This is a genomic window from Klebsiella sp. TF21-TM (assembly GCF_019753495.1).
Taxonomy (GTDB): domain Bacteria; phylum Pseudomonadota; class Gammaproteobacteria; order Enterobacterales; family Enterobacteriaceae; genus Klebsiella; species Klebsiella quasipneumoniae.
This window is the reverse complement of record NZ_JAIJYL010000001.1, coordinates 232,191-245,338: the sequence shown is the minus strand read 5'-3', so window position 1 is coordinate 245,338 and position 13,148 is coordinate 232,191. Positions and strand designations below refer to the sequence as shown.

The 13,148-nt window shown below is 57.4% G+C and carries 16 protein-coding genes; 7 read left to right on the top strand and 9 right to left on the bottom strand.

What is annotated here, in order from left to right:
• Window positions 1-63: 63 nt before the first annotated feature.
• From K5R89_RS01255 to K5R89_RS01245, 3 genes are all read left to right on the top strand, one after another.
• Window positions 64-666 carry a short chain dehydrogenase gene (locus K5R89_RS01255; protein WP_032454058.1) on the top strand — a complete coding sequence of 201 codons (603 nt, stop codon included), beginning with the start codon at window positions 64-66 and terminating at the stop codon, window positions 664-666.
• 86 nt (window positions 667-752) lie between these two features.
• Window positions 753-1,091 carry a hypothetical protein gene (locus K5R89_RS01250; protein WP_032426102.1) on the top strand — a complete coding sequence of 113 codons (339 nt, stop codon included), beginning with the start codon at window positions 753-755 and terminating at the stop codon, window positions 1,089-1,091.
• A gap of 205 nt (window positions 1,092-1,296) precedes the next feature.
• Window positions 1,297-1,485, top strand: coding sequence for a hypothetical protein (locus tag K5R89_RS01245; RefSeq protein ID WP_004205204.1), 189 nt, complete (start codon window positions 1,297-1,299; stop codon window positions 1,483-1,485).
• A gap of 195 nt (window positions 1,486-1,680) precedes the next feature.
• Here K5R89_RS01245 and K5R89_RS01240 read toward each other — a convergent pair whose 3' ends face one another.
• The 3 genes from K5R89_RS01240 to K5R89_RS01230 form a co-directional block, all read right to left on the bottom strand.
• A complete protein-coding gene (locus K5R89_RS01240; RefSeq protein WP_004205205.1) occupies window positions 1,681-2,862 on the bottom strand; it encodes a PLP-dependent aminotransferase family protein in 1,182 nt (393 codons plus the stop codon).
• Window positions 2,863-3,012: 150 nt separating this feature from the next.
• A complete protein-coding gene (gene gss, locus K5R89_RS01235) occupies window positions 3,013-4,878 on the bottom strand; it encodes a bifunctional glutathionylspermidine amidase/synthase (protein ID WP_032454060.1) in 1,866 nt (621 codons plus the stop codon).
• A 76-nt stretch (window positions 4,879-4,954) separates the two neighbouring features.
• The gene (locus K5R89_RS01230) at window positions 4,955-5,077 is read right to left on the bottom strand and encodes a hypothetical protein (protein ID WP_032454061.1); all 123 of its coding nucleotides are present in this window, start codon (window positions 5,075-5,077) and stop codon (window positions 4,955-4,957) included.
• A gap of 20 nt (window positions 5,078-5,097) precedes the next feature.
• Between K5R89_RS01230 and K5R89_RS01225 the strand changes: the two genes are divergently transcribed.
• Complete coding sequence (locus tag K5R89_RS01225) at window positions 5,098-5,658, top strand: thioredoxin domain-containing protein (protein ID WP_004150918.1); 561 nt, start codon at window positions 5,098-5,100, stop codon at window positions 5,656-5,658.
• A 47-nt stretch (window positions 5,659-5,705) separates the two neighbouring features.
• Window positions 5,706-6,572 (top strand): glutathione-dependent disulfide-bond oxidoreductase, encoded by an 867-nt coding sequence (yghU, locus tag K5R89_RS01220; RefSeq protein ID WP_032454062.1) that lies wholly within the window; start codon window positions 5,706-5,708, stop codon window positions 6,570-6,572.
• A gap of 35 nt (window positions 6,573-6,607) precedes the next feature.
• On the opposite strand, the gene K5R89_RS01215 is transcribed toward yghU, so the two are convergent.
• The 5 genes from K5R89_RS01215 to exbB form a co-directional block, all read right to left on the bottom strand.
• A complete protein-coding gene (locus K5R89_RS01215) occupies window positions 6,608-6,895 on the bottom strand; it encodes a DUF2623 family protein (protein WP_004205207.1) in 288 nt (95 codons plus the stop codon).
• Window positions 6,896-6,973: 78 nt separating this feature from the next.
• A complete protein-coding gene (gene yghX / locus K5R89_RS01210; protein ID WP_147733509.1) occupies window positions 6,974-7,861 on the bottom strand; it encodes a YghX family hydrolase in 888 nt (295 codons plus the stop codon).
• Window positions 7,862-7,981: 120 nt separating this feature from the next.
• Complete coding sequence (locus K5R89_RS01205; RefSeq protein WP_004105804.1) at window positions 7,982-8,476, bottom strand: TIGR00645 family protein; 495 nt, start codon at window positions 8,474-8,476, stop codon at window positions 7,982-7,984.
• Between the two features lie 140 nt (window positions 8,477-8,616).
• The gene (exbD, locus tag K5R89_RS01200; protein WP_002916785.1) at window positions 8,617-9,042 is read right to left on the bottom strand and encodes a TonB system transport protein ExbD; all 426 of its coding nucleotides are present in this window, start codon (window positions 9,040-9,042) and stop codon (window positions 8,617-8,619) included.
• A gap of 6 nt (window positions 9,043-9,048) precedes the next feature.
• A complete protein-coding gene (gene exbB, locus K5R89_RS01195) occupies window positions 9,049-9,780 on the bottom strand; it encodes a tol-pal system-associated acyl-CoA thioesterase (protein ID WP_004174395.1) in 732 nt (243 codons plus the stop codon).
• A gap of 250 nt (window positions 9,781-10,030) precedes the next feature.
• Between exbB and metC the strand changes: the two genes are divergently transcribed.
• Both metC and yghB read left to right on the top strand, forming a co-directional pair.
• The gene (gene metC, locus K5R89_RS01190) at window positions 10,031-11,218 is read left to right on the top strand and encodes a cystathionine beta-lyase (RefSeq protein WP_032454065.1); all 1,188 of its coding nucleotides are present in this window, start codon (window positions 10,031-10,033) and stop codon (window positions 11,216-11,218) included.
• A gap of 131 nt (window positions 11,219-11,349) precedes the next feature.
• On the top strand, window positions 11,350-12,009 hold the full coding sequence (gene yghB / locus K5R89_RS01185; RefSeq protein WP_004205217.1) for a DedA family general envelope maintenance protein YghB: 660 nt from the start codon (window positions 11,350-11,352) through the stop codon (window positions 12,007-12,009).
• Window positions 12,010-12,058: 49 nt separating this feature from the next.
• On the opposite strand, the gene K5R89_RS01180 is transcribed toward yghB, so the two are convergent.
• A complete protein-coding gene (locus tag K5R89_RS01180) occupies window positions 12,059-12,958 on the bottom strand; it encodes an AraC family transcriptional regulator (RefSeq protein ID WP_217259137.1) in 900 nt (299 codons plus the stop codon).
• Window positions 12,959-13,148 lie beyond the last annotated feature (190 nt).

The window sequence follows — 13,148 nt, the reverse complement described above, 5'->3', positions numbered from 1 at the left end:
TAGCCAGTTTATCCGATATCCATTTTATTAAAGAATAGGCTTTCACCTCACCAGGAGTCAGCCATGAAAATTATCGTTATCGGTGCCAGCGGCACCATTGGTCGCGCGGTCAGCGAAGAACTGGGCCAGAGACATGACGTTATCCGCGTCGGCCGCACCCGGGGGGATTATCAGGTGGATATTACCTCCCAGGGGAGCGTCGAGGCGCTGTTTGCGCAGACCGGCGAAGTAGACGCCATCGTCTCCACCACCGGCAATCTGCACTTTGGGCCGTTAAGCACCATGACCGATAGCCAGTTCAACCTCGGTCTGCAGGACAAGCTGCTGGGGCAAATTCGTCTGGCGCTGATCGGCCAGCATTTCCTGCGCGACGGCGGGTCGATTACTCTGGTCAGCGGCATTGTCGCGCAGGAGCCGATTGCTCAGGGCGTCAATGCCACGACGGTTAACGCCGGTCTGGAAGGCTTTGTGCGCGCCGCCGCCTGCGAACTACCGCGCGGGATCCGCATTAATCTCATCAGCCCCACCGTGCTCAGCGAGTCGCTGGCGGCCTACGGCGACTTTTTCCCTGGCTTTGCCAGCGTTCCCGCCGCCGCCGTAGCACAGGCCTATCGCCGCAGCATTGAAGGGGTGCAAACCGGCCGCATCTACCCGGTCGGCTACTAGCCTGTGCCGGCCCGCCGGGGCCGGCGCTTACATCAGGCCGTCGTTGCAGGTACACTGACGGCTGATTGTCTCCGGCCGAAAAACTGATGTTGAAAAAATTATCCTTAATTATCCCGCTGCTGGCGCTTACCGTGCTGCTGGTCTGGTGGTTCACTCCGCATTACACCGAGGAAGACGAAGCTTACTACCGGGCGGTATTTTGCGTGATCGATCATGACGACAGCCGCCAGTTCCTCCACGATATGCAAAACATCGTCGAGGGGGGGAATTCTGACTACGCGCTGCATAAAGCACATTACCTGCCGGCGCTGGGGCAGCGGATGCTGGACACCTGGCATCAGCTCAGCCCGCAGGAACAGCAGGCGCTGCGTCAGGACCAGCAGCGCTGTGGCGAGATATTACGAGCAAAACAGCAGGGTAAATAATCCCGGCGGGCTGGCGAAACCGCAGCCCGTCACAGCGCCCGATAAGATCCCGCTGTTGACGAGCCGATCGCTGTCACAAAATCCTCCTCTATCACCGAGCCACAGGAGGACGTTTTTTTCTGCGGTCGCATACGATAAAAAGTAGTTGATCTGGTACGAACTAACTCTTATTTTGCTTCTCAGTTTTCAAAATGAGATAAAACTGATGCCTGTCATTATTGCCAGTAGTGTTAAAGAAGCCAAAGCGTTAATTAACGGTGGGGAATACAGGGAAATTATTCTTAACTTCGATATTGATGCCGATGACTTTTTCTCTCTCGCCAGCCACTCGGCTGGGACAAAAATCTCCATCTCCGACCGAAACGATCGCTCTCCGGTAAAATCAGCAAAATAATTAACCCGTGAGGGACATCTATGTGGTTGTTTATTGGTACCTTTGCGGTGGCTTTTCTCGCAGCGCTGATGTTGGTCTGGCTGGATGATCGCATCGTCGATACGGAGTGACCCCAGCGCTGAACGCTAGCGTCACTCCCTCTCGCTATTGAAGCGAAGAGGATGCGCCGCCGCTAAGCGGCGCACAGCAGGACCGTTACAGGGAGGCCGCCAGCCGCTCAACGGCGGTCAGCAGCCCCGCTTCCGACACCGTTGAGTAGGAAAGACGCAGGGTACGGGTATCCGGATTATCGTGATAAAACGCTTCCCCCGGAACGTATACCACGCCGTTTTCCAGCGTTTTCTTCATCCATTCCATGGTATCGAACGGATAGCGGAAACGCGCCCACAGGAACATCCCCCCCTGCGGGCGGCTGAATTCCAGGTGCTCGCCAAGGCGGCTTTCCAGCGCATCGGCCAGCGCCACGCACTTCTTGCGATAGTCTTCGCGAATCAACGCAATCTGGTTATCCAGCCGGTTCAGGCTGAGGTATTCCGCGGTGATCACCTGCGACAGCATATTGGTATGCAGATCCGCCGCCTGCTTCACGATCACCGTCTGCTGCGCCAGCCAGTCCGGCATGACGATCCAGCCGATACGCATCCCCGGCGCGAGGATCTTTGAAAACGTCGAGGTGTAAACCACCTGATCTTCACAGCCCAGCTCAACAGCGTGCTGATAGAGCGGGCGTCGCACGGCGTCAGTAAAGCTAATTTCACCGTAGGGATCGTCTTCCAGAATGACGAAGTCATATTTTTTCGCCAGCTCGACCAGCCGGCGACGACGCGCCTCGCTCAGCGTTTTACCGCCGGGGTTGCCGAACGTCGGCACCAGGTAAACAGCTTTGACGCGGGTGGTCTCCAGCAGGTCAGCCAGCTGCTCCACCAGCATCCCGTCATCATCGGTATCGACGCTGAGAATATTGGCCTGCGCCAGCTGAAACACCTGCAGCGCCGCCAGATAGGTGGGTCGCTCAACGACGATAGTATCGCCTGGATCGAGCAGCGTGCGGGCAACGATATCCAGCGATTGCTGGGAGCCGGAGGTGATATAGACCTGAGCGGCTGAACAGGTCACGCCACGGGAGTGGCAGATTTCACTCACCGCCTGACGCAGCGGCGGGTAGCCCTCGGTCAGACCGTACTGAAATGCGTCATGAAAACGCTCGCTCATCACCTTCTGCACCGCCAGCTCCAGGCCTTCGGTATCAAACAGTTCCGGGGCCGGAATGCCGCCGCCAAGCGAGATCACGCCCGGCAGTTTACTGTGCTTGAGAAGTTCGCGGACGGCGGAGGGCTTGAGTTCACCCGCGCGGGCGGCGAGACGCCGATCGTGCATACTATTTTCCTTTTCTGTCTTGTTGTTGTGTTAATTATCTTGGCTTTGTTGCAGGTGGTCCCCGGCGGCGCTTACCGGACCGGGCTATCCTGGTTCGTGTCTCTGCGCTCTCCCCGGACAGGGCGCGAGCCGCTATCCGGGGTCAGCACATCACGCTTTATCTTTCAATACGATCAGCGGCTCTATGTCGCTCTCTTTTTTCACCACCAGCGACGAATCGCCGCGCAGGCAGGTACCGCCGTAGTTACCGCCGACGGTAAAGGTGCACACCTGGATATACTTGCCATCCACTTTCGGCAGGCACCACAGCTGCTGGTAGATATTCTTACGATCGACAAACTGGCCGCTGGTCTGATCCAGAACCTCATCCTGAGGCCCGATCAGATCGATATTGTTCCCGCAGCGTCCGGAAATGGGCTTCACGGCATAACCGGTTTTCGCCAGCTCGTCGTTAACCACGAAATCGGTATCCAGCAGATAGCGATGATGCGGGAACAGCGACCATAGCACCGGCAGGATCGCTTTGTTGCCCGGGATCACCGTCCACAGGGGTTCGAATACCAATACTTCAGGACGCAGCAGGACGTCAATCAGTCGCACCTCATTCTGCGGATGTCCGGTACGAATCGGCACCGCCGCGTACTCATCGGCACTGACTTCGCGCACCTGCTCAATGGCGGTTTCCCATGCCCAGGTTTTCCAGACGCAGTTGACCAGCCGCCCGTCGGCGTCGATCAGCTGGCCGGCGGCATCCCAGCGCAGTTCATCGAGGCCAAAGAGAATTTTGCTCTCAAAACCGGCCTGGGTCAGCGAACGCTGGATAAACTTCGCGTGGTAATTCTCTTCCAGATCCTTGTCCTGCATGATGTGCACGAATGGCCGCGCCCGGCTGTGTTTCCACGCCCCCGCCAGCTCATCGAGCAGACCTTCGGCCGGATTGTGACCCGTGCCGTAGTAGCCCTGCTTCAGCCACTGCTCGAGGATCAGCCCGCCTTCGGTATGGCAGGAGGCGGAGTCGGCATTGTACTCGTACACCTTCAGCCCGCGCTCGTCCATGCAAAAATCCATGCGCCCGGTGATCATATGATGACGCCGGCGCTGCCACGAGAGACGCAGACGCGGCCAGAGGATTTTCGGGATATCAAACAGCGCCAGCAGGTTATCATCCTTCATTACCTTATCGGTGGCGTGCAGATACATCAGGTGCAGCTCGTTGGTGGCTTTAATCAGCTCCTGTTCGGCGCTTTCGCTGATGGTGAAATACTGATAGGGATCCTGATTGATAAAATGGCCGTTGGCCGCCACGTAGGCTTTCTGCAGCGGATCTTTCTCGTTCAGCCATTTGCCGCGGAACTGGCCGTTGTTCGGCAGCCGCGCGCCCTTGATCGCCATCGCCTCGCCCGGCAGTACCGGCTGCGGCAGGCTGTGTTCGGTATCGGCGGTCTGGATCATCCAGCCTAAAATTTCGGTATCGGCAAAGGTATCTTTGATGGTGTACCGGCCGGCGTTGACCTCGAGGGTCAGCTCGCGGGTCCACTGCTGGCCCTGCGGCAGCGGCGAGTGAATGACGTTCTGCTCGGCGATACGCACCTTATTGCCGACAAGCTGGGTGATCACCGCGACGTGGCCGGTGTGCTTAAACTCGCCGCCCTTCTGCCAGATCAGCAGCGAACCGGCGATCGGCGGACGACGGGCGCCGTTGGCGAAGGCCTGCAGCGGGAGAATATTGTCATTGACCACTTCGCGCAGAAAGCGCAGGGAGAAGATTTCATAGGCCATCCCCACATCGGTAAAGACAAACCCGTAGGTCAGGAACAGAAAGCGGCGCGCAAATTCAACGCACTGCCATTTATGCCCCATATACTCATTGCCGATGTAGCTGCGAAACGTCGCGTCATCCGGATAGTCCTGCGGATTTAAGCTACTGTAATTCGATGAATAAATTGCCACGCCGCCGGGCGCGTAGCCTAACAATGTCCCAAACGGGGCGTCACTGCTTGTCGATCCTTTGCTCATTTAGCCTGACCTCAAATAAATGCAGCCCGGGCAGTTGGCGAAACAAAACTCCCTCTTCTTATCCTGCCGCAGGCACTTACCAGACAGAGGTGTAACGATGATACCACTCATTCGTTTCGCTAATCGTGCCGTTAAGGAAAATAACCCTGCAGCCGAAAGCAGAAGTGATATCGTTATCGGTGATATAACAAAAAAACAACGCAACATCAGGAGTCGACAATGAGCACACCCTCGCATCTGAATGCCCAACCGCTGGTCTGGGGACACGGCCCGCGGACGTTTGAGGTGTTCCTTGAGCCCACCTGCCCCTACTCTGTCCGCGCGTTTAATAAACTCGACGATCTGCTCGATGAGGTCGGCGCCGATAACGTAACCATCAAGATACGGCTGCAGTCGCAGCCGTGGCATCTGTTCTCCGGGGTGATTGTCCGCTGCATCCTCGCCGCGTCCACCCTGCCGCATGGCAGAGAGCAGGCGCATAAGGTGATGCAGGCCGTGGCAGACCATCGGGAAGAGTTTGAATTTACCGATCACTGCAGCGGGCCGAACATGAACGCCACGCCGCAGCAAATCATTGAACGCATTGAGCGCTACAGTCACGTCCTGCTGGGAGCCGCCTTTGCCCGCCCGGAGCTGCAGGACGTGATCAAGTGGCACAGCAAATATGCCCGCCAGAACGGCATCCATGTCTCGCCGACCTTTATGGTCAATGGTCTGGTGCAGCCGGATCTGGGCAGCGGCGATGATGTCAGCGTGTGGGCCGCGCGGATTATGGCCTGAGGTCACCTGCTACACTTTTTGTACATCCACGAAAAAGGCAAACCAGCATGTCAGAGCAAAACTACCAGCCACCAAAAGTGTGGGAATGGAAGCAAAACAGCGGCGGCGCGTTCGCCAACATCAACCGTCCCGTTTCCGGCGCGACTCATGAACGCGTCCTGCCGGTGGGAACCCATCCGCTCCAGCTATACTCACTTGGCACGCCCAACGGCCAGAAGGTGACGATCATGCTGGAGGAGCTGCTGGCGCTGGGCGTCAGCGGCGCGGAGTACGACGCCTGGCTGATACGCATTGGCGAAGGCGATCAGTTTTCCAGCGGCTTTGTCGACATCAACCCGAACTCGAAGATCCCGGCGCTGAGCGATCACTCCACCACGCCGCCCACCCGAGTATTCGAATCCGGCAACATTCTTCTCTATCTGGCGGAAAAATTTGGCTTCTTCCTGCCGAAGGATCCCGCCGGCCGCACTGAAACCCTTAACTGGCTGTTCTGGCTGCAGGGCGCCGCGCCCTTCCTCGGCGGCGGCTTCGGCCACTTCTATAACTATGCGCCGGTGAAGATCGAGTACGCGATCGATCGCTTTACCATGGAAGCCAAACGCCAGCTCGACGTGCTGGACAAACAGCTCGCCCGCGGTCGCTATGTGGCCGGCGAGGAGTATACCATCGCCGATATGGCGGTCTGGCCATGGTATGGCAACGTGGTGCTGGGCAATGTCTATAACGCGGCGGAGTTCCTCGACGCCGGGAGCTACACCAACGTGCTGCGCTGGGCGCAGGATGTCGGCAACCGCCCCGCCGTCAAGCGGGGACGCATCGTGAACCGCACCAACGGCCCGCTCAATGAGCAGCTGCATGAGCGCCACGACGCCCGCGACTTTGACACCCAAACGGAAGATAAGCGCCAGGCGTAACGCTCTGACCAGCCGGAGGCAACCGCCTCCGGTTGTTAGCTTTCCAGCCGATAGCCCGCCATAAAGTAGCGCATCGCGGTCGAGGAACCACTCTCTTTGAAGAAGTCCATCACCATATCTCTGTCAAGGCCATAGCGACGGGTCAGGATCCCCGCTTCCCACGCGCTGAGCTGGCGGTCGCCGGTTTTTTCAAACATGCGGTGCGAGTAACCAAGCACAAACCCGCGTTTATAGTCGGCGCAAAAATTCGCCGCATGCGCGGCGGTATCAGCATAGGATGCCTGTAGCCCCGCCATTAAGCCTTTGCCAAAATGATTTTCCATCAAGCTCTCCCAATCGTTATATAATAAATTATATAGCGTTTTTTTGAGCGAGCGGTAGCGCTATTTATGACGTTTGCGCTAGCGTAAATACTTCTCAAACCATGCCAGCGTGCGTTGCCAGGCCAGGTCCGCCGCAGCCCGATCGTAGCGCGGCGTGGAATCATTATGAAAGCCGTGATTCACGCCCTGATAGAGATAGGCCTCATAGACTTTATGGTGTTCCTTCAACGCCTGTTCATAGGCGGGCCAGCCTTCATTAATGCCGCTATCGAGGCCGGCATAGTGCAGCAGCAGCGGCGCTTTAATTTTATCGACCTCCTTCAGCGGCGGCTGGCGGCCGTAAAACGGCACCGCGCAGGCCAGCTCCGGGATCGCCACCGCCGCCGCGTTGCTGACGCCGCCGCCGTAGCAAAAACCGGTGATACCGACCTTCCCCGTCGCCTGCGGATGCTTCGCCATAAATTCGACCGCCGCAAAAAAGTCATTCATCAGCTTCACGGGATCGACTTTCTGCTGTAGCGCGCGGCCTTCATCATCATTCCCCGGATAGCCGCCGACGGAGCTCAGGCCATCGGGCGCCAGCGCGATATACCCCGCTTTCGCTACCCGCCGGGCTACGTCTTCAATATAGGGGTTCAGGCCGCGGTTCTCATGAACCACCACCACGGCGGGCGCTTTGTCGGCTATTTTCGTCGGCGTCACCAGGTAAGCCCGCACTTCGCTGTGGCCATCAGGAGAGGGATAATGAATATACTCCGGGCGGATATCCGGGTCGGTGAACGGTACCTGCTCTGCCAGGGCATAGTCGGGCTTCAGCAGATTAAACAGCGCCAGCGCGGTCATCCCGCCGACGGTATATTTCCCCGCCAGCTGGAGAAACTCGCGTTTGCTGATTTTACCGTGGGCATAGTAGTCATAATACTCGAGCAGCTGCTGCGGGAAATCTTTGGCCGTTAATCGCGTCATCACCCTGCCTCCGTTGTTAAGCGCCCTTTAAGCAAAGCAGAAGCCCGGACATACGCCAGCGCAGAACAGCAGAAACGGGGAGAAACAGCCCAGCGGCTAACGCCGCCGGGAGAGAAAGGATCAGTGTTTCACTTTGGTCAGACGATCGAGGTAGCCCATCACAAAGGCCGACAGCACAAAGGTCAGATGGATGATGACATACCACATCAGCTTATTGTCCGGGACGTTTTTCGCATCCATAAACACCCGCAGCAGGTGAATAGAGGAGATCGCCACGATGGAGGCGGCAACCTTATTTTTCAGCGACGTCGCGTCCATTTTGCCCAACCAGCTGAGTTTTTCTTTACCCTCGTTAATATCCAGCTGCGAGACAAAATTTTCATACCCGGAGAACATCACCATCACCAGCAAACCGCCCACCAGGGTCATATCCACCAGCGACAGCAGGGTCAGAATCATATCCGACTCACTGACGCTAAAAATATGCGGCAGTATGTGGAAGATCTCCTGAAAAAATTTGATGGTCAGCGCAATCAGACCAAGCGAGAGGCCAAAATAAACCGGCGCCAGCAGCCAGCGCGAGGCGTACATAGCATTTTCCAGAAAGCGTTCCATAAGATCCTGTCAGTTAACAAAAAGAAGCGACATTATATCTCAGACAGATAACGTGATGGCAACGCCAGGCCAACACTTCGCTGGCAGAGGACAATAAAAAAGGCCGGCGCGCGGCCAGCCTTTTCAGGAAAAGCATCGGGTTATTTGGCTTTGACGGTCTCTTCGCCCACCAGCCCGATCTTGAGATAGCCCGCCTGATGCAGGGTATCCATCACTTTCATCATCGTCTCGTAATCGACGGTTTTATCCGCGCGGAAGAAGACGGTGGTATCTTTTTTGCCGGCGGTCAGGCTATCCAGGGCGTTAATCATATTCGCTTCGGTCACCGGGTCGTTGCCGAGGAACATGCTCTTATCCGCCTTCACCGACAGGTAGATAGGTTTTTCCGGTCGCGGTTGCGGCTGGCTGGAGGAGGCCGGCAGATTCACCTTCACGTCGACCGTCGCCAGCGGCGCGGCTACCATGAAGATAATCAGCAGAACCAGCATGACGTCGATAAACGGCGTCACGTTGATCTCATGCATTTCGCCGTTATCGTCCAGATTTTCATTAAGACGCATCGCCATAGCCGATCAACCTACCCGTAATTTCTGCGCGCTGCGCACCGGCTTCACGCCGCTGGCGCTGAGGTCCAGGTCGCGGCTTTGCAGCAGGAGGACCTGAGCGGCGACGTCGCCGAGCGAGGCCTTATAGCTGCCGATCATGCGGGCGAAGATGTTATAGATGACCACCGCCGGGATGGCGGCGAACAGACCGATAGCTGTCGCCAGCAGCGCTTCCGCGATGCCCGGCGCCACCACCGCAAGGTTGGTGGTCTGGGTCTGGGCGATGCCGATAAAGCTGTTCATGATGCCCCAGACGGTGCCGAACAGGCCCACGAACGGCGAAATGGCGCCGATGGTGGCCAGATAGCCGTTGCCGCGCCCCATATGGCGACCGACGGCCGCGACGCGGCGCTCAAGGCGGAAACCGGTTCGTTCCTTGATGCCTTCATTGTCTTCGGCACCGGCGGAGAGTTCGAGTTCGTTCTGCGCTTCATTGATAAGCTGGGTGGTGAGGCTTTTCGCCTCAAAGGCGCTGGCGATATCGCTGGCCTGATCGAGAGAGCGGGCTTCCGCCAGCTGCTGCTGTTCACGTTTGAGGCGACGCTTGCTGGCGAGGATTTCCGCCCCTTTACCGAAGAAGATGGCCCAGGTGACGACCGACGCCAGAATCAGGCCAATCATCACCACCTTAACGACAATATCGGCATGATGATACATACCCCAAACGGAGAGATCCGCCTGCATCAAATTATTACCCACGCTCTATCTCCACGACGATAATCACAAAATCTGCCCACAATAATATCAAAACGACATCGAATTGATAGTGGTTCTCATTAGTATTTACACTGTGCAGCAAATCACGTTTATTTTCCTTGCGCTTACGCAGTAAAAAAGTGGCTAACCGCGGGCCTGGTAAAATTTTCGCCTGTATCGGCAGCGCGCTGGTACAGAAAAGAAGATTCATGCTAGTTTAGACGTCCAGACGTATAAAAACAGGTTCATCAACATGGCTGATAAACATCTTGATACCGCGCTGGTCAACGCCGGGCGGAGCAAAAAATATACCCAGGGCTCAGTGAACAGCGTGATCCAGCGCGCGTCATCGCTGGTTTTCGACACCGTAGAGGCCAAAAAGCACGCCACCCGCAATCGGGCCAACGGCGAGCTGTTCTACGGGCGTCGCGGCACCCTGACCCACTTCTCGCTGCAGGAAGCGATGTGCGAGCTGGAGGGCGGCGCCGGCTGCGCCCTCTTCCCCTGCGGCGCCGCCGCGGTGGCCAACACTATCCTGGCGTTTGTCGAGCAGGGCGACCATGTGCTGATGACCAATACCGCCTATGAGCCAAGCCAGGATTTTTGTACCAAAATTCTCGCCAAACTCGGCGTGACCACCAGCTGGTTCGATCCCTTAATCGGCGCCGATATTGCCCGTCTGGTTCGCCCTGAGACCCGGGTGGTGTTCCTGGAATCGCCCGGCTCCATCACCATGGAAGTGCACGATGTGCCGGCGATTGTCGCCGCCGTGCGTCAGGTCGCCCCGGAAGCGATTATCATGATCGATAACACCTGGGCGGCGGGGATCCTGTTCAAAGCGCTGGATTTTGGCATTGATATTTCTATTCAGGCAGGCACCAAATACCTGATCGGCCACTCCGACGCCATGGTCGGCACCGCGGTGGCGAACGCGCGCTGCTGGCCGCAGCTGCGTGAGAATGCCTATCTGATGGGGCAAATGCTGGACGCCGATACCGCCTATATGACCAGCCGCGGCCTGCGCACGCTGGGCGTCCGCCTGCGTCAGCATCATGAAAGCAGCCTGCGCATCGCCGAGTGGCTGGCGCAGCATCCGCAGGTGGCGCGGGTCAACCACCCCGCTCTGCCCGGCAGTAAAGGCCATGAGTTCTGGAAGCGCGATTTTACCGGCAGCAGCGGGCTGTTCTCTTTTGTGCTCAACAAGCGTCTCAACGACGCTGAGCTGGCAGCGTATCTCGACAACTTCAGCCTGTTCAGCATGGCCTACTCGTGGGGCGGCTTTGAATCGCTGATTCTGGCCAATCAGCCGGAGCAAATCGCTCACATCCGACCGGATGCGGAAGTCGACTTCAGCGGCACGCTGATCCGTTTGCACATTGGTCTCGAAAATGTTGACGATCTGCAGGCGGATTTAGCAGCGGGCTTCGCGCGTATCGTGTAAAGTGACAGTCAGTGGCAACAATAGCGGACGCTTTTTATCGGAGCGGCCGCTTTTGTTGCGCCCGGGATCAAGGTGCTCGGGTCTCTTCAGGAGTACACTAGTCAACAATACGGTACCACTTAGGAAAGTCCATGGTTGTCATTCAAGAGATTGTCGCCGCGCTGTGGCAACATGATTTTGCCGCACTGGCGAACCCTCATGTTGTGGGCGTTGTATATCTGGTTATGTTCGCGACCCTGTTTCTGGAAAACGGGCTGCTGCCTGCCTCCTTTTTACCTGGAGACAGCCTGCTGCTGCTCGCCGGCGCGCTGATTGCTAAAGGCGTCATGGACTTTGTGCCCACTATCGCCATTCTGACCGCCGCCGCCAGCCTCGGCTGCTGGTTGAGCTATGTACAGGGGCGCTGGCTGGGCAATACGCAAACGGTGAAAGGCTGGCTGGCGCACCTGCCGCATAAATACCATCAGCGCGCCACCTGCATGTTTGACCGCCACGGTCTGCTGGCGCTGCTCGCGGGCCGCTTTCTGGCATTTGTCCGTACCCTGCTGCCAACCATGGCGGGGATTTCCGGTCTGCCGAACCGCCGCTTCCAGTTCTTCAACTGGCTGAGCGCCCTGCTGTGGGTCGGCGTGGTCACGGGCCTCGGCTATGCGCTGAGCATGATCCCATTCGTGAAGCGTCATGAAGATCAGGTGATGACCTGCCTGATGATCCTGCCGATTGCCCTGCTGCTGGCTGGCCTGCTCGGCACGCTGTTCGTGGTGATCAAAAAGAAATACTGCAGCGCCTGATGTCGACTGCCGGGGGGCTGCGCCCGCCCGGCCTGCTCCCTCCCCGGTATTACATTCCCTGCATCGTACGAATACGCGCGGCGTCTTCCCCGGGCGTCATCCCGAAGTAGCGCTTAAACTCGCGACTGAACTGGGAAGGGCTTTCATAGCCCACCTGTATCGCCGCCGCGCTGGCCTTCATCCCGTCATGGATCATCAGCATGCGCGCCTTGTGCAGACGGTAGGTTTTCAGATACTGCAGCGGCGAAGTACTGGTCACCGATTTAAAATTATGGTGAAACGCCGACACGCTCATATTCGCTTCCGCCGCCAGCCGATCGACGCTGAGGTTTTCGGTGTATTGACTCTCGATATGCTTGAGTACGCGGCTAATCAGGCTGAAGTGGGTCTGCCGGCTGACCAGCGCCTGCAGCGCGCCGCCGCAGGGTCCCGTCAGCACATAGTAGAGAATTTCGCGGACGATCTGCTTGCCAAGGATCCGCGCGTCCAGCGGCCGCTCCATCACGTCGAGCAGCCGTTCAGCAGCGCACAAGATATCCTCCGAGAGCACTGCGGAGTTTATCCCGCTGGAGGCGACGGCGGGCTGAAACAGCGGATCCTCGCCAATATCCATCAGCAGCTCCTGCAGTTGCAGGATATCGACGTTCAGGCGCATGCCGGCCAGGGGCACCTCCGGGGTGGCAAAGGTTTCGCATTCGAAAGGCAGCGGTACGGTCAGCAGCAGATATTCGTTTGTATCGTAGCGAAACGTCCGCTCATTGATATAACCAATTTTATGGCCAGAAAAGAGAAAAACGATCCCCGGCTGGTACATCACCGGCATCCGCGGTCCCGGCTGCGTCCCGTACAGCAGGCGGACGTCGGGTAGTAGCGAACTTAACATTTCGTGCTTATCTTTCAGCTGGTTAACCTTTTCTGTCAGAGTCTGACATATCTCTGCGTGTTGCATTGCCACCGTCTCTCCCGATGTTTCTTCACCCGTACATTGTGCGCAGGCCGCCGCAAATTCTCCAGCCATATGGAGAAATAGGCAAGACATAGGCAGAAATGTGCATTGAGGGGCAACGGCGCCAGGACCACAATAACCGTCATCGGGCAGCGGTATCGTCCCTGTCGGCGGTTTTACTCTTTTGAGGACT